This is a genomic window from Brevibacterium sp. 91QC2O2 (genome assembly GCF_024580695.1).
In the GTDB taxonomy this organism is placed as follows: Bacteria; Actinomycetota; Actinomycetes; order Actinomycetales; family Brevibacteriaceae; genus Brevibacterium; species Brevibacterium moorei.
On the sequence record NZ_JANIJY010000008.1, the window covers coordinates 68,344 to 89,369 of the forward strand.

A 21,026-nucleotide genomic window follows, 5' to 3' on the forward strand; every position below is an offset into this window, starting at 1 on the left:
TCACTTCCCCTCTGTCTTAGCGCCGGAGCCCGTCGTGCCACCGGCGTTGTTGGCCTCCGCCGCATCCGATTCAGTGACGCTGCCGGCCACCGGCCCGGCGTTGCGCAGATCGGGCATGACCTCGGCCGATTCCTCGACGCGCGGTTCGTCCAACCAGTCCAGGTCGTTGAAGCCGCGGTTGATGTAGCCGCCCTGATCGAAGCTGGGGCCCTCATAGCCCAGGGCCTGCCACACCTCTTCGTCCTCGTACATCTCCAGGACGGTGGAACGGCGGATGAAGCCGAAGAACTCGGTGCGCTCGACCTGCTTGAGCACGGCGGTGGCGCCATCGGGGGCCAGTGAGGTGAAGGACCCGCCGGCCAGTGAATCGAGGGTCTGCACGCCCTGGATCAGTTTGAGCCGGAACCAGCGGGACTCATCGGCCATTTCGATGATCCTCTCGGCCATCCGCTGGTAGGGGCCGTCGGGGAAGTTCTTGTGCGGGAACGCGGTGCGGATGATGTGCACCAGCGTCTCCTTGGCCTGCGGAGTGAACTCCATCTGGTTGAGCTGGGGATATTTGGACGGAAGTGGTCCGTACTCGGACATGCCTGCCTCCTTGAGTCGTCGTTGACCTGTGCAGCCAGGCTAGACGGCTCGGGCGGCCCGCGGAACCCGCCATTATCGCGTGGTGAGATTCATTCCGCCGAGGCCGCGGCCCCGGGCCGCTGTGAGTCCGGACCCGCTGCGCGCGAGGCAGCGCACCGCGGCACCGGGCGGGGACCTCGGCCCCGGCTCAGGCGCCCAGGCGGTAGATCCGGCCGGTGCGTTCGGCTGCGGCCCGCAACAGGTGCTCCACGTGGGTGCGCTGGCCCCGGTAGCGCGGGCTGGGCGCGGAAACGGCCACCGAGCCGATCAGCGTGCCCGCGGCGTCGCGCAGCGGGACGGCGGCACACGTGGTCCCCGGCGAGAACTCCTCGTACTCCCAGGCGATCCCCGAGGTCGCGACCCGCTCCAGTTCCTCGTCCAGGGCAGTGGTGGTGGTGAGCGTCTTGGGGGTGAGGTTCGGCAGGGGGCAGGGGCCCAGGATCCGAATCCGGTCCGCGGAATCCGCATCCGACAGGCCGAGCTTGCCGAAGGCCGTGGCATGCGGGTTCTCCCGGAAACCGAACTTCATCGGCTTGATGCGCGGACAGGCGGGGGAGTCCGCGACATAGGCGACCACGAACTCGCTGCCGCGGTGGATCGCCAGATAGGCGGCCATCTTGGTCGCCGCGTGCAGCCGGTCGATCTCCCTGCGCACGGCGGGCCGGACCCCCAGATCCGCGTGCAGGCGCCCGGCCAGGCGGTGCAGTCGGTAGCCAAGGGCGAAGCGCTTCTCCTGGCGCAGGTGGACCAGATAGTCCTCGGCGCACAGCTCCTTGGCCAGCCGGTACACGGTCGGCACGGGGATGCCGGTGTGCTCGGAGATCGACTTGGCCGTCGAGGATCCGTGCTCGGCCACCGCTTCGAGGATCGCGATCGCACGGTGCACGGTGCCGCAGGGCTCGGGGCTCGGGGACGCAGTCGGAGCAGGCGCAGACGCGGGATCGGAGGCAAGCAGGAGGTCTTCATCGACTGTTGTGCTCATGCCCCGATTCTGGCACACGACGGATTATCGCGCGGTGAGAACCGGGGCGTGACAGGGCGGGCGCCGATGTGATCGGATAGTGGGGAAGATGGGTGTGCGGGCGGCATGCCGCCCGCAGAACACCGCAGCACGAATACCTAGGAGGACGAATGTACTTCATCGTCGTCAAATACGATGTCAAGCCCGAAAGCGTGGAGGCCTGGCCGCAGATCGTCAAGGAGTTCACCGATTCCACCCGCGCGGAGGACGGCAACAACTTCTTCGAATGGTCGCGCAGCATCGAAGAGCCGAACGTGTACTACCTGGTCGAGTGCTTCACCGACGAGGGCGCCGGTCCCCACGTCAGCAGCGATCACTTCGCCGCCGGGCTGGAATCCATGCGCCCGCACCTGAAGCACACGCCGCAGATCGTGTCCCGCCAGGTCGACGGCACCGGCTGGGAGCCGATGGGCGAACTGCAGATCGACTGAGCACTGCAGATCGACTGAGCGCAGTACTGCTGAGCGCTGCTGCATAACTGAGCGCTGCCGCGCGAATCCCGGGCCCGGGGCACCCCGCACATCGCGGATTCCCCGGGCCCGAGGCGTCTGCTGCCGCCCTCTGTCCAAGCGGTCGGGCGGCGGTTATTCTTTAGACATGTCCGTGACACCTGAGACTTGTTCGCTGCGGCGCCTCATAGAAGAGCGCCGCGGTGAATTCCAGGCGCTTCTGGTGAAGTACTCTGCGAGGAATCCTCTGCTCTTCGGCTCCGTGGCCCGCGGCACCGCGCATTCAGGCAGCGATATCGACATCCTGGTGGAAATGGATCCCGCAGATGGGAACCTGCTCATGCGAGCATCCGGGCTCATGGAGGAGACTCGCCTGCTGTTCGGCCGAGACGATATCGACATCTTTCCCGTGCAATTACTCAAACGGCCGGTCTCCGCGACGGCGCTCGCGGACGCAGTGCCGCTGTGAGCCGTGGACCAGGCGAACGGATCACCGACATCATCGGGGCCGTTGAACGGTGTCAGCGGTATGTTGCCGCATTGGACAGTGGTTCTCCGGATCTGGTCAACATGGCTGAGGATGCCATAGAGCGGAATCTGCAGATCATCGGTGAGGCGGCCAACCACCTGCCGCAGGAGATTACGGATGCACATCCGGAGATCGCCTGGCCGGAGATTCGCGGGTTCCGCAACATCCTGGTCCACCAGTATTTCGGAGTCGACGTGGATGTTGTCCGCGACGTCGTCGAATTGCATTTGCCGCTACTCATCATCGCTTTGCGTGATTGATGGTATCCAATGTGCGTCTGGCCCGGTGTCAGCTCACACCACGGACTCGACCTCGATGTCGAATTTGTAGAGGGGCTGATCCCCATTCGTCAGACCGATGAAGGTGGGACGGCTTAGGGGAGTTCGACCCCGATCCCAGGCGGATTGCTCCACCTCTTCCTCAAGACCTCGGTGGGGTCTTCCCCGTTGGTAGTCGGCTGCGATCCGTTTGGCTTCGACGCGGTCGGTCGCCGGGATCTCGATGCGTAGTCTGGGCATGGGACCAGCCTAGGAAGAGATTGCCTGGGAGTTCCCGCGGGCTGAAACTGTGAACATGCTGAGGGCCGCTGCGGAACCTGTGCCCGGGTGGCCTAGGCGCGAACGCGGTGCTCGATGAGGATGGTGTCGCGCCACTGTCCGGCATAGGGGCCGTAGTCCATGCGCGCGATGCGCTCGCGGCGGCCCACCGCGCGGAAGCCCATGGACCGGTGCAGGGCCAGGCTGGCCGTGTTCTCCGGGAAGACCGAGCCCTGCACGGTCCAGATACCCGCGGCCGAGGTGGTTTCCAGCAGGGCGTGCAGAAGTTCCCGGCCCACTCCGCGGCCCTGGGCGCTTGGGGAGACGTAGACCGAGTGCTCCACGACCCCGGAATAGACGGCTCGCGAGGACGTGGGCGATACGGCACACCAGCCGAGCACTCCGTCTGCCTCCTCGACCGCCACCAGTCGATGAGCGCACAGGTGTCCGGCGTCGAAGTCCTCCCAGCTCGGTGGTTCCGGTTGGAATGTGGCGTTGCCGGTCGCGATGCCGGCGGCGTAGATCGAGCGCACGGCGGGCCAGTCGGCGGTGGTCATGGGGCGGAGGGCGAGTTCGGGCATATGCGATGGTAACCCGGGCCATATATCGCGGAGGTTACAGCCGGTAGGCGCTGAGGAACCAGTGGCCGCCGAAGCGCTCCGCGATGTCATCGACTATCTGGTCTGCAGCTACTGCGGAGCCCAGGGTGATCGCCAGGGGCGCGATGACCTCGACGTCCTCCAGATCACGGTCGGTCAGGGCCTCGCCGTGGCCGCATTCCCGACAGATCACTCGTGGGGAAACGGCTGGGTCAGCCCACCAGTCCCGGTAGACCCGCTCCATCTCCGCCTCGCCCGGCGATGCGGCCCCGCACGCGGTACAGGCGGTGACGACGGCCGGATAGCCGGCCTCGGCCAGGTAGTGCTTCCAGCCCACGATCACGCACACGGGCACATCGTGGATGAGTCGACCCTCGTGAGTGCCCAGAATCCAGGGACCGATGTAGTCGCCCAAGCTGCCTTCGTACATCCAGTCGCCGAATCGCCGGCTCCCGTCGGCGAATCCCTCGGAGCGCAGCCACTCGCGGACCTGCGGGGCCAGTGCGGTGGCCTCGGCCAGGGAAATGCCGGGCCGGGTGATCTGCATGCGGACATCGCCCATCGCGGCCCTCCTCTCTCAGCAGCCCTGCCTCACGCCGATCCTCAGGGCAGCACGCCCAGGTGGGCCAGGGCGGCGCGCACGATGTGCTCCTGGCCGCCTGCCATATCCGTGACGATGTCATCGCGCAGGGCCTCGGCCGGAGTCAGCCAGTCCAGGCTCAGGGTGTCCTGTTGCGGGGCGCATTCCCCGCGCACCGGCAGGATGTAGCACAGCGCGACCGCGTGCTGGCGTGGATCGTGGTAGCGCCCGATCCCCTCGGTGGGGAAGTATTCGGCGACGTGGAACGGGGTCAGCGAGGCGGGGACCTCGGGCAGGGCCAGCGGACCCAGGTCCTTCTCCGCATGGCGCATCAGCGCCGTGCGCAGGGACTCGTGGTAGCGCACCCGCCCGCCCACGATCTCCCGGCCCAGCTTGCCGCTGGCCAGAGTGCGCAGCAGCAGGCCGATGCGCTCGACCCGGCCCATATCGTCGACCTGGACGGGGACCGCGTTGACGTAGGTGATCGGCAGACGGCGGCGGAACTCGACGAGCTCCTCCGGGTCGAACCAGTTGTCGTCGAAATCCAGTGCAGTACGCGTCATGCCCTCATCCTGCCACGCGTTGCGACGCCGGTCACAATCCCGGCGCCGCACCCCGGGCTGCACCGGGTGGCCCTGAGCGGCGGCTCCGCCCGAACCCGGCGGGCCGCTACCGCGCACGGGCCGAGGCCCCGGCTCGCCTCACACGATCGGGTTCCAGGTGCCCGCCCAGAAGGCCGTGGCGATCGACAGCACGGCCATCAGGAAGGCCACTGTCATGAACAGCCAGTCAGCGCCCACCAATCGGGACTTGCGCGACCAGGTCCGCTGCGCGGTACCGAAGGCACGGCCCTCCATCGCCATCGCCAGCTTCCCCGAGCGCCGCAGCGCCTGGACCAGCAGGGCGAAGGCCAGCGGGAAGAACTCGGCGACCTTGGCCAGGGGCCCGGTGAAGGCCGCGCCCCGCGCCCGCCTGGCCATCCGCAGGGTGTCGAGTTCGGCCGCGAACAGGCCCAGCAGGCGGCTGGCGGCCAGGGCCGCCAGCACCACGCGTTCGGGCAGGTGCCACAGCTGGACCAGCGCATCGGCCAACTCCGTGGAGTCAATGGTGAGCACCAGCACCACGCACGGCAGCATCATGCACATGGCGCGCAGGAAAATCGCCAGGCCCATGGACGCCGAATAGCTGGTGATCGTCAGCGGCCCCAGGTCCACCAGCACCGTGCCGGTCTTGGCTGCCAGGATCGCGGTGCCCCAACCGGCCAACAGGGCCGTCAGGGGCAGGAACCAGAGGCGCGACAGAAGTTTCCAGCGCAGCCGGATCAACGGCAGCGCGATCAGTTGCAGCACGAACATGGTCGAGGCCGAGGCCACGTCGATGCTCAGGATCACGCCCAGGGTCAGCAGCGCCATCACGGCGATCTTGGCCACCGGGTTGATCCGCATGACCCAGCCCGCGGCGGGCGCGAAGTCCGCAGCGCTCGTGCGCACCGTGTCGGTTTCCGGGGCCGAGGTCATGCCCGCCTCCCAGCGTTCCCCACCTGGTCGACGTGCACGGTGCGCGCGCCGATCGCAGTGGCGAAGTCCGCATCATGGGTGACGGCGACGATCGCGGTGCCGCCGGCGATCAGCTCCTCGAACAGCTCCACCAGCGCGCCCCAGGTCAGGGCGTCCTGGCCGAAGGTCGGCTCGTCGACGATGAGCACGGGCGGGCGCGCGGCGATCATCGCGGCCACGCTGAGCCGGCGCTTCTCACCGCCTGACAGGGTGTTGGGGTGGGCCTGGGCCAGGGGTGTCAGGCGCAGCGCGTCGAGCAACTGCGCGGTGCGCGCGGCGACATCGGCTTCGGCCCAGCCCGCCCGCTGCGGGCCGTATTCCAGTTCGGCGCGCACGCTGGGCCGCATGAACTGATGTTCGGGTTCCTGGAAGACCATGCCGATCCGTTCGACCAGCTCCTTGGAACTCCACTCGCCCGGATGGGTGGACTTCGGAACCCGCGCGGCACCGGGCAGGCGCACCAGGCCCTCACCGGCCACGACATCGCCCGCCACCGGAGGAAGCAGGCCCGCCAGGGTCAGTGCGGTGGTGGTCTTGCCGGCGCCGTTGGGACCGCGCACCGCCAGCACCGTGCCGGGGTGCAGCTCGAGTCCCGGCACCCGTGCCACGGCGCGGGACTCGCGGCCCACCTGCAGGGCATGGGTGGACAGCAGGGGTTGTGCGGGGGCCACACCGCTTGCGGCGTCCCTACCGGAGGCGTCCCGGCCGGCAGCGCCCACCGCGGCGATCTGCCCGGTGTCGGTGGTGCCAAGGGAGCCGTCGGGGATGTCGTCGGGGACCTCGACAGCCTCGCCGGGTAGCCACAGGCCCGCCGCGCGCAGGTGCGGGCGCAGCAGTTCATCGCCGAGCACCGCCTTGGGCGATCCGTCGGCGATGATCCGGGTGCCCTCGGCGTCGTCGGCCGAGGCGCCGAGCACCACGATCCGGTCCACGTGTTCGGCCCACAGCGGCAGGCGGTGTTCGACCAGCACCACGGTGGCGCCGGTCGCGGTGGCGGCGTCGACGATGACATCGCGGATGGCCACGGCGGCCTCGGGGTCGAGGTTGGCGGTCGGCTCGTCGAGGATCAGCAGGCCAGGGCGCATCGCGACGATCCCGGCGATTGCCAGGCGCTGCTTCTGCCCGCCGGACAGGGCCGTGGTCGGATGGTCCAGCGGATAGTCCAGGCCCACCAGGTCCAGCGCGTGGGCGACCCTGGCCGGGATCTGTTCGGCGGGCACCCGCAGATTCTCCAGCCCGAAGGTGACGTCGTGGCCGATCTTCGACATGACCGCCTGCGAATCGGGGTCCTGGAGCACCAGGCCGCAGGTCCCGCGAGTCGGATCGGGCGCGGCGCCGGCGACCAGCAGTTCTCCGGTGGCGTAGCCGGATTCGGCCGGCAGGACCCCGGCCAGGGCGTGCAGGAAGGTCGACTTCCCCGCGCCCGAGGCCCCCGCCAGCAATACCTTCTGGCCGGCCGGGATCGTCAGGGACAGGTGGGAGAAGGCCGCGCGTTTGCGGCCGGCGTGCCGGTAGGAGAAGTCCCTGGCCACGACCTCGGCGGGGACGACGGCGGGGTCATCCGGTCTCCGGTCGGTTACGTCGGATCGCCCGTCGGCCGAGGCGCCCGGTGCGGGGGAGCCGCCGGTCGAGGTACCGGTCGGGGCGCCGGCCGCGGTGGCGCGCGTTCGGTCGGAACCGGCAGTGGCCTCGGCTGCGGAACCGCGGGAGCCCGGCGCTTCGTCGGCACCGCGCCCGGCGGCGAATGCGGTCAGTGCTCCGGCGCGGGCCAGGACGCGCACGATCCACCACACGAACAGGCCGGCCATGAGCAGCCCGGAGACCGCGCAGAACGCGATCCTGGACGTCTTCCACACGGGCAGCCATTCGGCGTAGAGAACGATATTGTCGATGCAGCCCTGCGCCGTACCCGTAAGCAATCCGGAGAACAGCACGACCGGGAAGCCGAAGCGGCGGTAGGCGAAGACGGCGAAGGCCAGCTCCGCGGCCAGTCCCTGAATGGGGGAGGTCAGCAGGATGGAGAACCCGAAGTGGGAGCCCAGCACGGCCTCGGTCACGGCGGCCAGGACCTCGGCGTAGAGGGCAGCACCCGGCTTGCGGATGATGAGCCCGGCCAGGGGCCCGGCCAGCACCCAGGTGCCCGAGAGGATCCCGTCGCCGGGCGGGAAGGCCGCGAAGGCCGGGGTGATGAAGGTCCAGCCGGCCGACCAGATCCAGTAGATGACGCCGCAGACCACCGCCAGCACGGATGCCGTGACGATGTCGACGACCCGCCAGCTCAGCCGGTTCCCCACGGCGCGCGGTGGTGTGCCGCCCCGGGTCGTCGCTTCAACGCTCACAGTCTCAAACCTCCTGTTTCGCCCTGCCCGCTGCGAATGCGGACAGCGCGCCGGTACGTGCCAGTGCCCTCACGGCCGCCCACATGAGCACACCCGCGATCACCAGTCCGGATACCGCGGTCGTGCCCAGATACGTCAACTTCCACGCGGGCAGCCATTCGGTGTTGTACAGCAGGTTCTCGTTCAGGCCCAGGGCCAGGCCGGCCAGCGCGCCGGAGAACAGCGCGGTGCCGAAGCCGAAGCGGCGGTAGGCCAGGACCGTGAACGCGAGTTCGGCGCCCAGCCCCTGACAGAGCCCGGAGATGATCGCGCCGAAGCCGAAGTGGGAGCCCAGCGTGGCCTCGACGATGGCGGCCAATACCTCAGCATAGAGGGCCGCGCCCGGTTTGCGGATGATGAGTCCGGCAAGTGGTCCGGCCAGCACCCAGCCGGCGCTGAGCAGGCCGGAGGCCGGCGGGAAGAATGCGAACAGCGGTTCGACGAAGCTCCAGGCCGCGGCCCACAGCCAGAAGATCAGTCCGCACACCACGCCGAGCACGGATGCGGTGACGATGTCGACGACTCGCCAGCGGAAGGTGCTGCGGGTGGACACGGAATTGTGGACAGCATGATCGGTCATGCTCGCCTCCTGTGATGATCAGGAGGGGAAAGAGAACTCGACTTCCTTCGGCGGTCCTAACCGCAGCAGGTTCGAGGGTCTGCAGTTCACTGCACTCTCAGCGCCCCTTGTGGCGCTCCCCTGTCGTTGTCCCTCCACTATAACGCGGTCGGCTCAGACGGTGAGCACGTCCTCGACGGTGTCCAGGCCCAGGTCCAGGTTGACCACCGAATGCGTCAGCGCGCCGACGGAGACGATGTCGACCCCGCTGGCGGCGATCGCCCCGATCGTCTCCAGGTTCACCCCGCCCGAGGCCTCGACCAGGGCGCGCCCGGCCACCTGGGCCACGCCGCGGGCCAGTTCGGCCGGGCCGAAGTTGTCCAGCATGATGGTGTCCACACCGGCGGCCAGCACGGGTTCGATCTGCTCGAAACGATCCACCTCGACCTCCAGGTGCGTGGTGTGGCCCAGCTTCTCCTTGCCGGCGCGCAGGGCGGCGGTCAGCGCCTCGCCCTCGCCCAGGAGGGCCAGGTGGTTGTCCTTGAGCATCACCGCATCGGACAGGCCGGCGCGATGATTGTGCCCGCCGCCTGCGCGCACCGCGTACTTCTCCAGGGTGCGCAGGCCCGGGGTGGTCTTGCGGGTGTCGACCACGCGCACCGGACGTGCCGTGGTGCCGTGCTCCGGGTCGGACTGCGCCCGGCCTGCGTTCGCAGCGGCCACATAGCGCGCGGTCAGCGCGGCGATCGCGCACAGGCGCTGCAGCAGGTTCAAACCGGTGCGCTCGCCCAGCAGCACCGCGTGGGCGGGGCCGGAGACCTCGATGAGTGCGTCTCCGGTGGAGAACGGGGCGCCCTCGGCGACCAGCTGTCGGACGGACACGGTGCCGGCGGCGCCCGCTGCCAGCGGGACGATTCCGGCCGGCGCGCCGGGCGCCTGGGTGCGGTAGGCCGCCTGTTCCATGGCGGTGGCGAATACGGCACCGCCGGCCATCACGCCGGGTTCGCGGGCGACGACCCTGGCCGTGGTGGTCAGGGAGGCGGGGACGAAGGTCTGCGCTGAGAGGTCGCCGGTGGGGGCGTCCTCGTCCAGGGCACGGGCGATCACGGCGTCGATGACGGTCTGGGGCACGGGGGCGATCTCGATACTCACGCGGCCCACTCTACGCGGCCTCGACGCGGTGCCGACGGAGTCCGGTCGAGCCCCGGTTCGAGCGAACGGCCTGTCCGCCGTTCGGACCCGTGGTTGGACCCACGGGCGGACCAACGGCGGACCCACGGTTTGGGAAATACCTTGATGTCAAGATATATTTGTGGTGGCAGATACACGTCGCCCGCATCCCCATACAAGCGCCGCAGGGCTACCGGCCAGGCGCGCACACCGTTAGGCTGGGGTGTGGACGCGGCATCAGGTCAAAGTCGACAATAGGAGCATCCTCCATGATCAACCACGAAGTCCGGGTATACAAGAGCGCTGAGAACCTGGAGCGCAAGGACCAGCTGGCCTACAAGATCGCCCAGGTCGCAGCCGACCCGGTCGCGATCGAATCGGAAGTCGCGGACATGGTGATCAACCGTGTCATCGACAACGCCTCCGTCGCAGCCGCCTCCGTCAATCGCAAGGCGCCCACCCACGCCCGCGAACAGGCCCTGCCCCACAAGCTCGAACCGGGTGCGACCGTCTTCGGCCAGCCGCTGAGCGACCACATCTCCCCCGAATGGGCCGCCTTCGCAAATGGCGTGGCCGTGCGCGAACTCGACTTCCACGACACCTTCCTGGCCAAGGAGTACTCGCACCCCGGCGACAACATCCCCCCGATGATCGCCGTCGCCCAGCACCTGGGCAGCGTCTCCGGCGCTGACCTGATCAACGGCATCGCCACCGGCTACGAGATCCAGATCGACCTGGCCAAGGGCATCTGCCTGCACGAACACAAGATCGACCACGTCGCCCACCTGGGCCCGTCGGTCGCCGCCGGCCTGGGCGCCATGCTGCACCTGGATCCGAACGTCACCTACGAGGCGATCGGCCAGGCCCTGCACGTGACCACCGCGACCCGTCAGTCCCGCAAGGGCCTGATCTCCTCCTGGAAGGCGCACGCGCCGGCGTTCGCGGGCAAGATGGCAGTCGAGGCCGTGGACCGCGCGATGCGCGGGGAGACCTCGCCCAACCCGATCTACGAAGGCGAAGACGGCGTCATCGCCTGGATCCTGGACGGCCCCGACGCCCACTACACCGTGGGCCTGCCCGGTGCCGGCGAGGCCAAGCGCGCGATTCTGGACTCCTACACGAAGGAGCACTCCGCGGAATACCAGGCACAGGCCCTGATCGACCTGGCCCGCAAGCTCGGCGGTGAGATCGAGGACCTGTCCAAGATCAAGCACATCACGATCCACACCTCGCACCACACGCACAACGTCATCGGCACGGGCGCCAACGACCCGCAGAAGATGGATCCCAAGGCCAGCCGCGAAACGCTGGACCACTCGATCATGTACATCTTCGCCGTGGCCATGCAGGATCAGGGCTGGCACCACGAGCGCTCCTACGCTCCCGAACGCGCCGCCCGGCCGGACACCGTGGAACTGTGGCACAAGATCTCCACCGAGGAAGACCCCGAGTGGACGCGTCGTTACCACTCGACCGATCCCAACGAGATGGCCTTCGGCGGTCGCGTGGAGATCGAGTTCGAGGACGGCTCGAAGCTGGTCGACGAACTGGCGGTGGCCGACGCCCACCCGCTGGGCGCCCGGCCCTTCGGGCGTGAGAACTACATCCAGAAGTTCTGTACCCTGGCCGAGGGTATCGTCAGCGAGTCCGAGCAGAACCGCTTCCTGGACCTGGCTCAGAACCTGCGCGAACTCGATGCGGACGGCATCCGCGGCCTGTCCTTCGCAGTGGAAGGTCTGAAGCACTCCGGCTCGAAGGGGATCTTCTGATGTTGGGAGCAACCAGGACCGCCGCCGAACGCCGCGCGGACTTCCGCGCCCTGCTGGCCGGCGATAAGATCGTCCAGTTCCCCGGTGCCATCAACCCGATCAACGCACAACTGATCGAACAGACCGGCTTCGAGGGCGTCTACATCTCCGGTGGCGCATTCTCCGCCTCGCAGGGCCTGCCCGATATCGGACTGACCACCCTGACCGAGGTCGCCGACCACGGGCGCAACATCGCGCGGGTGACGAACCTGCCGACCTTCATCGACGCCGACACCGGCTGGGGCGAGGCGATGAACGTCGCCCGTACCGTGCAGGAGTTCGAGGACGCCGGGATCTCCGGGATGCACCTGGAGGACCAGGTCAACCCGAAGCGCTGCGGCCACCTCGACGGCAAGGAGGTCGTGTCGACCGCCGAAATGGTCAAGCGGATTTCCGCTGCCGTGCGCGGCCGCCGTGACGACAACTTCGTCATCTCCGCCCGGACCGACGCCCGCGCCGGTGAGGGCCTGGACGCCGCGATCGACCGTGCCAAGGCCTATGCGGCCGCCGGTGCGGACCTGATCTTCCCCGAGGCCATGCGCGACCTGGGCGAGTTCGAGAAGATGGCGAACGCCCTGGACGTGCCGATCCTGGCCAATATGACCGAGTTCGGCAAGAGCGATCTGTACACCACCGAACAGCTGGCGAATGCCGGCGTCAAGCTGGTCATCTACCCGGTGACCACGCTGCGCATCGCGATGGGCGCGATCAAGCGCGGCCTGCAGACCATCCGGTCCGAGGGCACTCAGATCAACGTGGTCGACGGTATGCAGACCCGCGCGGATCTGTACGACACCATCGATTACGCGGCATATAACGAATTCGACTCCCACGTCTTCAACTTCTCTCAGGAGGGACACAAGTGAGCGAGGACATCAAGAAGGGCCTGGCCGGCGTCACCGTCGATTACACGGCGGTCTCCAAGGTCGTCCAGGAAACCAACTCCCTGACCTACCGCGGCTACGCGGTACAGGACCTGGCGGCGAACTGCACGTTCGAAGAGGTCGCCTACCTGATCTGGAACGGCGAGCTGCCGACCGCGGCCCAGCTGGCGGACTTCACGGCCCGTGAACGCGCACAGCGCGCCATCGCACCCGAGCTGGTCGACCTGATCCTGCAGCTGCCCAAGGACTGCCACCCGATGCACGTCGTGCAGACGGCGGTGTCCTGGCTGGGCGCCTGGGATCCGGAAGCGGAATACGACGGTGAGGACGCCAACCGCGCCAAGGCCGAACGCCTCTACGCACAGCTGCCCACGATCGTCGCGATCGACCACCGCCGCCGTCACGGCCTGGACCCGGTGGCACCCACCGAGGACCTGGGCTACGCCGCGAACTTCTTCAAGATGGTCTTCGACGAGGTTCCGGCCGACGAGGTCGTCAAGTGCTTCGACATCTCGATGATCCTGTACGCGGAGCACTCCTTCAACGCTTCGACGTTCACCGCCCGCGTCATCACCTCGACGACCTCGGATATGTACTCCGCGGTCGCCGGTGCCGTCGGCGCCCTGAAGGGCCCGCTGCACGGTGGCGCGAACGAGGCCGTTATGGCGATGCTCGAAGAGGTCGGCACGGCCGACAAGGCCTCGGCCTGGATCGACAAGGCGCTGGCCAACAAGGAAAAGATCATGGGCTTCGGCCACCGCGTGTACAAGAACGGCGATTCGCGCGTTCCCACCATGCGCAAGGCCTTCGAGGAAATGGTCGCCGTCAAGGACGCCAAGGATCTGCTGGACCTCTACAACACCTTCGAAGAGGACTTCGTGGGCCGTAAGGGGATCTACCCGAACCTGGACTACCCCTCGGGCCCCGCGTACCACCTGATGGGCTTCGACACGGATCAGTTCACCCCGATCTTCGTCATGAGCCGCATCACCGGCTGGACCGCGCACATCATGGAACAGCAGGCGTCCAACGCCCTGATCCGTCCGCTGGCCGCCTACAACGGCGTGCCCCAGCGGGATGTCCCGGCCGACCGCGGCTGAGTCCACCTGCACCGACCGGCCCCGCCGGCACCCGCTGTTGCGGGTGCCGGCGGGGCCGGGGCCATTCACCCCGGTTCACCGGCGCGGCGGGCGCAGGCCCGCCCGGACCTGGGCCCGGCCTCGGCCCGATCACGCATCCGACCAGACAGGAGATCTCCATATGAGCAGCCCGTACCGTCCCACCGACCTGCCCGGCTTCGGTTTCGACATTGTTGCCGGGGTCGCGACCCTGACGATCGACCGCACCGATAAGCGCAATGCGCTCTCGCGCCCCATGTGGCGCGCCCTGCCGGAGATCGTGGCCGGGGTGGACGCCGACGATTCGATCGCGGCGCTCATCATCACGGGTGCCGGCGGGCACTTCTCCGCGGGGTCCGATATCGCGGACCTGAACGTCCCGCTGGCGGACTTCTGGGAGCTCAACTCCGCCGCCGAGGCCGCACTGGCCGCAGCGCGCACCCCCACCCTGGCCGCCATCGAGGGCAATTGCGTGGGCGGGGGCACGGAACTGGCGGCTGCCTGCGATATCCGCATCGCCGCACCCGGGTCGATCTTCGGGGTGACCGCGGCGAAGCTGGGCCTGGTCTACCCGCCAGGGCCCACCCGGTCCCTGGCCCGGGTGCTGGGGGAGTCCTGGGCGCGTTACCTACTGCTCAGTGCCAAGATCGTCGACTTCGACACGATGGACCGGCTGGGCTTCTTCCACGAGACCGCGGCCGATCCGCTGCAGGCGGCCGGGAAGCTGGCGGAGCGGATCGCCGGACTGTCCAGCCTGAGCCAGACCGGCGCCAAGGCCATCCTGGCGGGGGAGCTCGACGAGGTGGACGCGCCGCCGGCCTGGCTCGATGCCGCCTACCGGACCGAGATCGAACAGGGCCAGGCGGCCTTCTTCGCCAAAGAACGTCCCGACTTCTCATTCCGCCGCAGCCACTGGCAGGGGTGAGGGGGGCCTATCCTGATGGTGTGAGTGCGAGGAGCCGCGGTGCCACGGCCACATTGGCCACACTTGCCGCCGGGCGACGGCATTCGGTTGCCGTGCGCGGTGACGGTACGGTGGTCGCCGTCGGTGACAACCGGGCCGGGGAATGCGCGGTCGATCAGTGGACCGACATCGTCTCCGTAGCAGCGGGCAATGTTCATACCGCTGTGAACACTGGAAAGTCCCACACCATCGGTCTGCGCGCCGACGGCACGGTGTTGGCGACCGGTGGAACGGCGACGGTCAATGCGACGTCGCGCATTGGCGAGGCGTGCAGCAGGTGGCTGCGGGTTGGCGCTGCACCCTGGGGGTCCTCGCCGACGGCACCGTCCTCGCGACCGGGCGAACCACCGAAGGGGCCTGCGAGGTGAACGGCTGGCGGGACATCGTCGCGGTGTCCTGCGGCGACTGGCATTCGATCGGCCTACGCTCGGACGGTGGAGCTGTAGCCGTCGGCAACAGCCGCAGAGGACAGTGTGCGGTGGCGGGCTGGAAGGATCTCATCGCAGTCGCTGCCGGGTATATGCACTCCGTCGGACTCGACCGTGCTGGTCGGGTCGATGCAGTCGGAGACGCCTCGGCGACAGAGGGGGTTCAGCTATGGCGGGAAATCGTGTCCGTCGCCGCAGGGAGCTACCACACCGTGGGGTTGTGCGCCTCGGGAAGGGTGGTGGCTGTCGGCGACAACACTCGGGGGCAATGTGATGTCAGAGGCTGGGAGGACATTGTCGCCGTCGCGGCCGGGTCAACTCATACCCTGGGCCTGCGGTCCGACGGCACGGTAGTGTGTGCGGGAAGCAGTGAGAACGGCAGGGGCGACGTTGCCGGCTGGTCTGGGATCCGAGGCCCCGGTGGCAGCGCCACTTCGATGGAGGGGGCCGATGGCTGAGGGCTCGAACAAGATGATCGGCGAGTTCGGCGATAAGCCGAGGACTCGGGGGTTCGCTGCGGCCATCGAGGAGTACGCCAGGTCCCTGGGCGGCGTGGAGAGCGAGCTCAAGGCGCAACTGAGTTTCTCCGTGAAGCGGAAATTCCTATGGCTGTGGGCCTATCAGCGGACAGCGGACGGGACGCTGTACCTCAATGTGAGACTGGATCGGAAGAAGGACGACTCGCACTTTCACGACGTCACCCAGGTCTCCAAGAACAGGTGGAACCACCACGTGGTCGTGAGGTCGGAGGAATCCGCGACCAGCGATTGGCTCCGCTCCCTGATCGAAGACGGCCACGAGTTCGGCGCGAAATCCTCCTAGTCGTCGCCGGCGGCATCACTTGTCGGCGGTATTCGCGAATCGGATGTGTCCTCAGGCCGAGTGCCCGCCTTTCGGTGGTACCACTTGCGTTCGGTGGCACTAGATGCGCGCGCATACCCTGCCACCCAGCGCATCTGCTGCCACCGAAACAGACAACCATTACTCGGCAAACATCGGAAACCAGTTTCGAATAAACCCTTCCCTTCATGAGTGACACACGCTACACTTGAAGTAGGTCAGGAAACCCGAATCGGACAGTGCAGTCCCGTCAGGTTTTATGGCTTGTCTTCCCCGACACCACAAGCACAGGCGTGCTTTGAAACAGCCAGTCCAGGTTCCAAACCGGCGCGGATGAGGAGGGAAGAGAACATGACCATTGATTCCACCCTCCCGCGCGCTGGTTCCCCCGATGATGACAAGAACCCCGAGGCCTTCGCCCGCCCGGCAGACCCCTTGCTGACCCCCGACGATTGGGAGCGTCTACAGGAGATCGCTCCGGAACTCGCTGTTGCGGCCGAGGCCCTCACTGGTCTGGGTGCCGGTGTGGGTACGGATCCCAGCCTTGACGCTTCCGACCTGCTCCTGGTGCTCAAGGGAATCGAACACCTGTCCCGCGTGACCACCTCGACCGAGGCTGTTGTTCTGGCGCGTGCCGAATACGAGGTGCCCACTGTTGATTATGGTGCGAAGACTCTTCCGGCTCTGTTGACTCGCCTATTGAGGATTGATGGGGCGGCCGCGAGGCGGCGGGTGCGGTTCGCGCACGCGATCGGTGCCGGCCGGTCTTTCACGGGTGCCCGTCTGGAACCGGCCTACCCCCATGTTGCCCACGCGTTGGCTGGTGGGGGTGTGTCGGTGGATCAGGCGCAGGCGGTGATCCGGGAGATCGAGAAGATCCCCCGCCAGGTCCGGCATGTTCATCACGCCACAGCGGAGAGACTGTTGGTTCAGACGGTGCCGAGTGTTGATGTGGACCAGGTTCGTGTGTTGGGTTCTCGGATTCGGGACTACCTGGATCCTGATGGACGTTTCGCGGAGGTTCCGCCGTTGGTTGATGAGTTTCATGTGACGGTGACTCCGCGGAGGAATGGTGCGTGGAATCTGACGGGGTTGTTGGATCCGGTGACGGGTGGGAAGTTGCATGGCTTGTTGACCAACCGGCAGGAGCCTGGACAGGACACGACTGAAGTGAACTCCGGGGAGGCTCAGCGAGTCGGCACCGGTGTGCCCGACGGTGCGGAATCCGTGACAGCTGATGTGCCGCCCGGTGACCTGCCACCTCAGGACCTGCCGGCTAGCGCGGTGACGGTTGATGGCCGGCCCACGACGAAAGCGAATCATCCGTTTGGGTATCGGGAGCGGCCCGATGGGGCACGTCGGCATGACATGTTCGCCACGTTGATTGATCGGGCTGCGGGTTCGGGTCCGCAGGGTGCGGGGATGGCCCTGGTGGTCACGGCGACTGCTGAAGAGTATGCGCAGGGGAAGGCGGAGGTTGAATCCACTGCCGGTCCCATCGGGTTGCAGGATCTGGAGTCCTTGTCTCCGGGTGCGCTTGTGTATTTCCAGGCCCACCAGCCGGGTACCCGGGAAGTCACCGTGCACAGTGCTAGTCGGTTTGCTACGCGGCGGCAGGTTGAGTTGATTGCTGCTCGTGATCGGGGGTGTACGTTCCCGGGGTGTGATATGCCGGTGGGGTGGTGTGATGCCCACCATATGATCCCCTGGTCCACTGGTGGACCCACGACGGTATCGAATCTGACCTTGGCGTGCCGGTTCCATCACACGTGGCATGACCAGCATGGGTGGAGGGCCGAGTTGATTGGTGGTTTGCCGGCGTGGATTCCACCCAGACACGTCGATATCGAGCAGCGGCCCCTATTCCATTCCCGGTTCGCGGCTGCTCTGGTGGATGTGAGTGCTGCGGGGAGCGCTGCGGGTTTGCCGCCGGTGTGGGTGCCGGAGGATTTCTCCCCACCGGACTGGAACGCAGAATCGGACCCACCCGATCCACCAGACCCGCCGAACTCCTTAGGACTGTCCAGTACTGCGAGCAAAGACCCTGCGGGTTCTGGCGGCATGCCGTGGGGCACTCATGGGTCCTACGCAACGGATGCAGGCACCGACCCTGACGACACCGACGTCCCACCCTTCTGAACCACGGCGAGCCACTGCGCCCACATACGGAGTCGCAGGGCCGCAGGCATTCCATTCCTGCGATATCGGAGTACCGTGTATGGCGTCCGTCACTCAATGTCGAGTCGAGGGGAGGCGACCTCTGTGGTCGCACGACGGAACCAAAGTACAGACGAACACAAATGGACCGGACAATTCGCAAAGGCCTCGACCCTGTCGGCCGTCGGTCTGCTGGCGCTGTCGGCACTGACCATATCCGGCCTCGGCCCACCGGCGAACGCGGCGCCGGCCGATTCCGAAGATCAAGCAGCCTCCGAAGACATGGTAGGGCCTGAAGACCAAGCCGGAGCCTCGGCCACGGCGCCGGGCACTGCGTCCGTGCCGCTGGCCGGCACCTTCACCTATCATGCCGACGGCAACGCCGACGGGGCCATCATCCATGGGGCGATCCATTCCGTGTCCCGGATCCCAGGCGGCACGGCGGTGTACTTCTCGGTCGGCGGTCCCGGCGTGACAGCGGGCGCGGTCGATCGCCGACCGGGTCTGGGCGAGGACTACAACATCACCGCCTTCAGATCCGTCGCGATCATCGACGGCGCCGGGCTCAAGCGTTATCAGCCGCTGGCCATGGGCAAGAACACCTGCGCCTGTTCCGACCAGAGCGATCTGTCGAGCTACGACGGCACCGCCGTGCCCCTGGTCGGCTACGCCGTGTTGCCCAGCCTGCCGCCGGACGTGAAGACGGTGACCGTCGAGTTCGGCTTCGGCAACCTGATCACGGGGGTGCCCGTCGATACCGCACCGCCGACCCCTGCGGTCGACGCAGGCATCGTGCCCCTGGGTCATGGCTGGCCCCGCCTGCCGGACCAACAACAGCTGGCCAAGGCCGATTCGCGCAAGTACACCCGGGATCTGGTGCGCAACAGTCGCAACGGGGCGCAGACCGAACACGAACGCAGCGGCTCGACCCGGTTGGACCTGAACTCCGACGTGCTCTTCGACACCGACAAGGCCACGCTGCGCCCCGATGCAAAGGCGACGGTGGCCGATGTGGCCAAGCGGCTGGCGGACAAAGGCACTGGAACGGTGCAGGTCACCGGCTACACGGACGATCGGGGCAGTGACTCGCACAACCTGAAACTGTCCAAGGATAGGGCGGACTCCGTCGTCAAAGCGCTGCGGGCCCAGGTACACAAGGCCGGTCTGACGTTCAAGACCGCGGGGTCGGGGGAGAAACACCCCGTGGCCTCCAATGACACGGAGCAGGGCCGGCAGCAGAACCGGCGGGTTGCCGTCGAGTTCTCCTCGGAAGGAGGATCGTGATGTTCGAATCCGGTAGGCCGAGGTCCCGGCTCGGGCGGGTGGTCCCGGTGCTGATCGCGCTGGGGGCCGCGGCGGTGCTCGGCGCTTGCAGTGGTGGCGCGACGCCGGGCGGTGATGGCGCCGGGTCCCACGGCGCACCCGGCGGTGCCGGGTCCGGTGCGACTTCGCCAGGGGCACCGGGCGCCGCGGGGACCCTGCCCGCAGAGCAGGCCGCACAGCAGATCATGGGTTCGCAGGAGGAAACCGATTCGGCAGGTCTGGGCGCGGGCACCCTGGATGCTGCAAGCGGCCCGGTCAAGGTGGGAGCCGAGGCGGTGAGTGTACAGACGGATGCGCAGGAGACCCGCGTGACCTGGCGCTTGAAGAACCTGGCCCACGGCACGGTGGACACCGGGTCCTTCCAGCTGGCCAGACCGCCTCTGATGGACACCCGGGCCCTGGGCCTGGCCGATGCCGGCGGCGGACGGGTCTACCACCCGTACACATATGTGCCGGTGAATTCGATCGGTGGGGAAGACACCGCCTGCGTGTGCAGCGAACTCCCCGAACGGACGAACGACTCGGGGCAACTGCTCTACGCAGAACTGCCGCCGCTGCCCGAATCCGTGCACACGGTCACGCTCACACTGCCGGGCTTTGCCTCTGTCAAGAATGTGCCGGTGCATCGCTGAGACGGCCGGACGAATGAATGAAAAGCGATTATCCGGCGTTACCGAGTTGAATATAAGGGTATTGTTGCATTGTTGAACAAAGGTTTCATACGCATATTGAATAGAGGGTAGACGCTCTGCGTATAGTGTCTTTCGGCAATGTCCGAACCATCGACAGGCAAGGACTACCGAACCTCCTTATAGGTGCCCCGTCCCTAGGTTTGGCGGGCCTTGGCAAGGTCGGACTCTCCTCGTTCAGCCTTGCCTTGCGAGTGGGAGATCACCGGAGAAGATCAGTGAATCGGGAATTGAATCGCTCAATTCTTTGCTATGCTCAATGTAACGATCAAGGGAAACCGAAAAAGGAGATCACAATGGCCAGCGTCAAGCCGTTCACCGCTTCAGCAGAACTGTCCGCCAACATCCAGCGCGTTCTGGTCGACCTCATCGACCTGAGCACCGTGGGCAAGCAGGCCCACTGGAACATCCTCGGTGAGAACTTCCGCGACCTGCACCTGAACCTCGACGAAATGGTCGAGATCGCCCGTGAGGCCTCGGATAACTTCGCAGAGCGCATGCGTGAGCTGTACGCGACCCCCGACGGCCGCACCGCCACCGTCGCCAAGGAATCCAGCCTGCCGGAGTTCCCGGAGGGCGAGATCTCGACCCACGACGCGATCGACGCGATCGTCGACTCCATCTACGCGACGACCAACACGATGCGCGAGGTCCACGATCAGGTCGACGCCGAGGATCCGACGACCTCGGACATCCTGCACAACTACATCGAGAAGCTTGAGCAGCAGGCCTGGTTCATCGGCGCGGACAACCGCAAGCCGAAGAACTGACGCTCCTGTAGCGACGCATCTCCCATAAGGGCCCGGCCCCC

Annotated in this window: 24 protein-coding genes and 1 riboswitch; of the genes, 14 read left to right on the forward strand and 10 right to left on the reverse strand. The window is 67.1% G+C overall.

What is annotated here, in order from left to right:
- Both NQ036_RS08080 and NQ036_RS08085 read right to left on the reverse strand, forming a co-directional pair.
- A complete protein-coding gene (locus NQ036_RS08080) occupies positions 1–588 on the reverse strand; it encodes a gluconate 2-dehydrogenase subunit 3 family protein (protein ID WP_257048209.1) in 588 nt (195 codons plus the stop codon).
- A 187-nt stretch (positions 589–775) separates the two neighbouring features.
- A complete protein-coding gene (locus NQ036_RS08085) occupies positions 776–1,609 on the reverse strand; it encodes an IclR family transcriptional regulator (RefSeq protein WP_257058237.1) in 834 nt (277 codons plus the stop codon).
- A 149-nt stretch (positions 1,610–1,758) separates the two neighbouring features.
- On the opposite strand from NQ036_RS08085, the gene NQ036_RS08090 reads away from it, so the two are divergent.
- The 3 genes from NQ036_RS08090 (at position 1,759) to NQ036_RS08100 (ending at position 2,886) form a co-directional block, all read left to right on the forward strand.
- Entirely contained in the window at positions 1,759–2,079 is a 321-nt protein-coding gene (locus NQ036_RS08090) for a putative quinol monooxygenase (RefSeq protein WP_257048211.1), read from the forward strand.
- 166 nt (positions 2,080–2,245) lie between these two features.
- The gene (locus NQ036_RS08095) at positions 2,246–2,566 is read left to right on the forward strand and encodes a nucleotidyltransferase family protein (protein ID WP_257048212.1); all 321 of its coding nucleotides are present in this window, start codon (positions 2,246–2,248) and stop codon (positions 2,564–2,566) included.
- The gene (locus NQ036_RS08100) at positions 2,563–2,886 is read left to right on the forward strand and encodes a HepT-like ribonuclease domain-containing protein (protein ID WP_257048213.1); all 324 of its coding nucleotides are present in this window, start codon (positions 2,563–2,565) and stop codon (positions 2,884–2,886) included. The genes NQ036_RS08095 and NQ036_RS08100 overlap by 4 nt, the downstream gene beginning before the upstream one ends.
- A 33-nt stretch (positions 2,887–2,919) precedes the next feature.
- Here NQ036_RS08100 and NQ036_RS08105 read toward each other — a convergent pair whose 3' ends face one another.
- From NQ036_RS08105 to nadC, 8 genes are all read right to left on the reverse strand, one after another.
- The gene (locus NQ036_RS08105; RefSeq protein ID WP_257048214.1) at positions 2,920–3,144 is read right to left on the reverse strand and encodes a hypothetical protein; all 225 of its coding nucleotides are present in this window, start codon (positions 3,142–3,144) and stop codon (positions 2,920–2,922) included.
- 92 nt (positions 3,145–3,236) lie between these two features.
- The gene (locus NQ036_RS08110) at positions 3,237–3,743 is read right to left on the reverse strand and encodes a GNAT family N-acetyltransferase (protein ID WP_257048215.1); all 507 of its coding nucleotides are present in this window, start codon (positions 3,741–3,743) and stop codon (positions 3,237–3,239) included.
- Positions 3,744–3,777: 34 nt separating this feature from the next.
- Positions 3,778–4,323, reverse strand: coding sequence for a hypothetical protein (locus NQ036_RS08115; protein ID WP_257048216.1), 546 nt, complete (start codon positions 4,321–4,323; stop codon positions 3,778–3,780).
- Positions 4,324–4,364: 41 nt separating this feature from the next.
- Entirely contained in the window at positions 4,365–4,904 is a 540-nt protein-coding gene (locus NQ036_RS08120; protein WP_257048217.1) for an NUDIX hydrolase family protein, read from the reverse strand.
- A 138-nt stretch (positions 4,905–5,042) separates the two neighbouring features.
- Positions 5,043–5,858 carry an energy-coupling factor transporter transmembrane protein EcfT gene (locus tag NQ036_RS08125; RefSeq protein WP_257048218.1) on the reverse strand — a complete coding sequence of 272 codons (816 nt, stop codon included), beginning with the start codon at positions 5,856–5,858 and terminating at the stop codon, positions 5,043–5,045.
- Positions 5,855–8,236, reverse strand: coding sequence for an ECF transporter S component (locus NQ036_RS08130; protein WP_257058239.1), 2,382 nt, complete (start codon positions 8,234–8,236; stop codon positions 5,855–5,857). Before NQ036_RS08130 ends, NQ036_RS08125 begins: the two co-directional genes overlap by 4 nt.
- A gap of 4 nt (positions 8,237–8,240) precedes the next feature.
- On the reverse strand, positions 8,241–8,855 hold the full coding sequence (locus tag NQ036_RS08135) for an ECF transporter S component (RefSeq protein ID WP_257048220.1): 615 nt from the start codon (positions 8,853–8,855) through the stop codon (positions 8,241–8,243).
- A gap of 25 nt (positions 8,856–8,880) precedes the next feature.
- Positions 8,881–8,987: riboswitch (TPP riboswitch) on the reverse strand.
- A 21-nt stretch (positions 8,988–9,008) separates the two neighbouring features.
- Positions 9,009–9,986, reverse strand: coding sequence for a carboxylating nicotinate-nucleotide diphosphorylase (gene nadC / locus NQ036_RS08140; RefSeq protein WP_257058241.1), 978 nt, complete (start codon positions 9,984–9,986; stop codon positions 9,009–9,011).
- Positions 9,987–10,273: 287 nt separating this feature from the next.
- Between nadC and NQ036_RS08145 the strand changes: the two genes are divergently transcribed.
- The 11 genes from NQ036_RS08145 (at position 10,274) to NQ036_RS08195 (ending at position 20,985) form a co-directional block, all read left to right on the forward strand.
- On the forward strand, positions 10,274–11,773 hold the full coding sequence (locus NQ036_RS08145; RefSeq protein WP_257058243.1) for an MmgE/PrpD family protein: 1,500 nt from the start codon (positions 10,274–10,276) through the stop codon (positions 11,771–11,773).
- On the forward strand, positions 11,773–12,678 hold the full coding sequence (prpB, locus tag NQ036_RS08150) for a methylisocitrate lyase (protein WP_257058245.1): 906 nt from the start codon (positions 11,773–11,775) through the stop codon (positions 12,676–12,678). The genes NQ036_RS08145 and prpB overlap by 1 nt, the downstream gene beginning before the upstream one ends.
- Positions 12,675–13,796, forward strand: coding sequence for a bifunctional 2-methylcitrate synthase/citrate synthase (locus NQ036_RS08155; RefSeq protein WP_257058247.1), 1,122 nt, complete (start codon positions 12,675–12,677; stop codon positions 13,794–13,796). Before prpB ends, NQ036_RS08155 begins: the two co-directional genes overlap by 4 nt.
- Before the next feature lie 160 nt (positions 13,797–13,956).
- On the forward strand, positions 13,957–14,739 hold the full coding sequence (locus NQ036_RS08160; RefSeq protein ID WP_257048225.1) for an enoyl-CoA hydratase/isomerase family protein: 783 nt from the start codon (positions 13,957–13,959) through the stop codon (positions 14,737–14,739).
- Positions 14,740–14,831: 92 nt separating this feature from the next.
- Positions 14,832–15,146, forward strand: coding sequence for a hypothetical protein (locus NQ036_RS08165; protein ID WP_257058320.1), 315 nt, complete (start codon positions 14,832–14,834; stop codon positions 15,144–15,146).
- A gap of 23 nt (positions 15,147–15,169) precedes the next feature.
- On the forward strand, positions 15,170–15,664 hold the full coding sequence (locus NQ036_RS08170) for a hypothetical protein (RefSeq protein ID WP_257058322.1): 495 nt from the start codon (positions 15,170–15,172) through the stop codon (positions 15,662–15,664).
- Positions 15,657–16,028: a DUF5655 domain-containing protein gene (locus NQ036_RS08175; protein ID WP_257058249.1), complete on the forward strand. Its 372-nt coding sequence runs from the start codon at positions 15,657–15,659 to the stop codon at positions 16,026–16,028. The genes NQ036_RS08170 and NQ036_RS08175 overlap by 8 nt, the downstream gene beginning before the upstream one ends.
- Before the next feature lie 369 nt (positions 16,029–16,397).
- Positions 16,398–18,185: an HNH endonuclease signature motif containing protein gene (locus NQ036_RS08180; RefSeq protein WP_257048228.1), complete on the forward strand. Its 1,788-nt coding sequence runs from the start codon at positions 16,398–16,400 to the stop codon at positions 18,183–18,185.
- A gap of 300 nt (positions 18,186–18,485) precedes the next feature.
- Complete coding sequence (locus NQ036_RS08185; protein ID WP_257058251.1) at positions 18,486–19,487, forward strand: OmpA family protein; 1,002 nt, start codon at positions 18,486–18,488, stop codon at positions 19,485–19,487.
- The gene (locus tag NQ036_RS08190; protein WP_257058252.1) at positions 19,487–20,158 is read left to right on the forward strand and encodes a hypothetical protein; all 672 of its coding nucleotides are present in this window, start codon (positions 19,487–19,489) and stop codon (positions 20,156–20,158) included. The genes NQ036_RS08185 and NQ036_RS08190 overlap by 1 nt, the downstream gene beginning before the upstream one ends.
- A 353-nt stretch (positions 20,159–20,511) precedes the next feature.
- Complete coding sequence (locus NQ036_RS08195; protein ID WP_257048232.1) at positions 20,512–20,985, forward strand: Dps family protein; 474 nt, start codon at positions 20,512–20,514, stop codon at positions 20,983–20,985.
- The last annotated feature ends 41 nt before the right edge of the window (positions 20,986–21,026 follow it).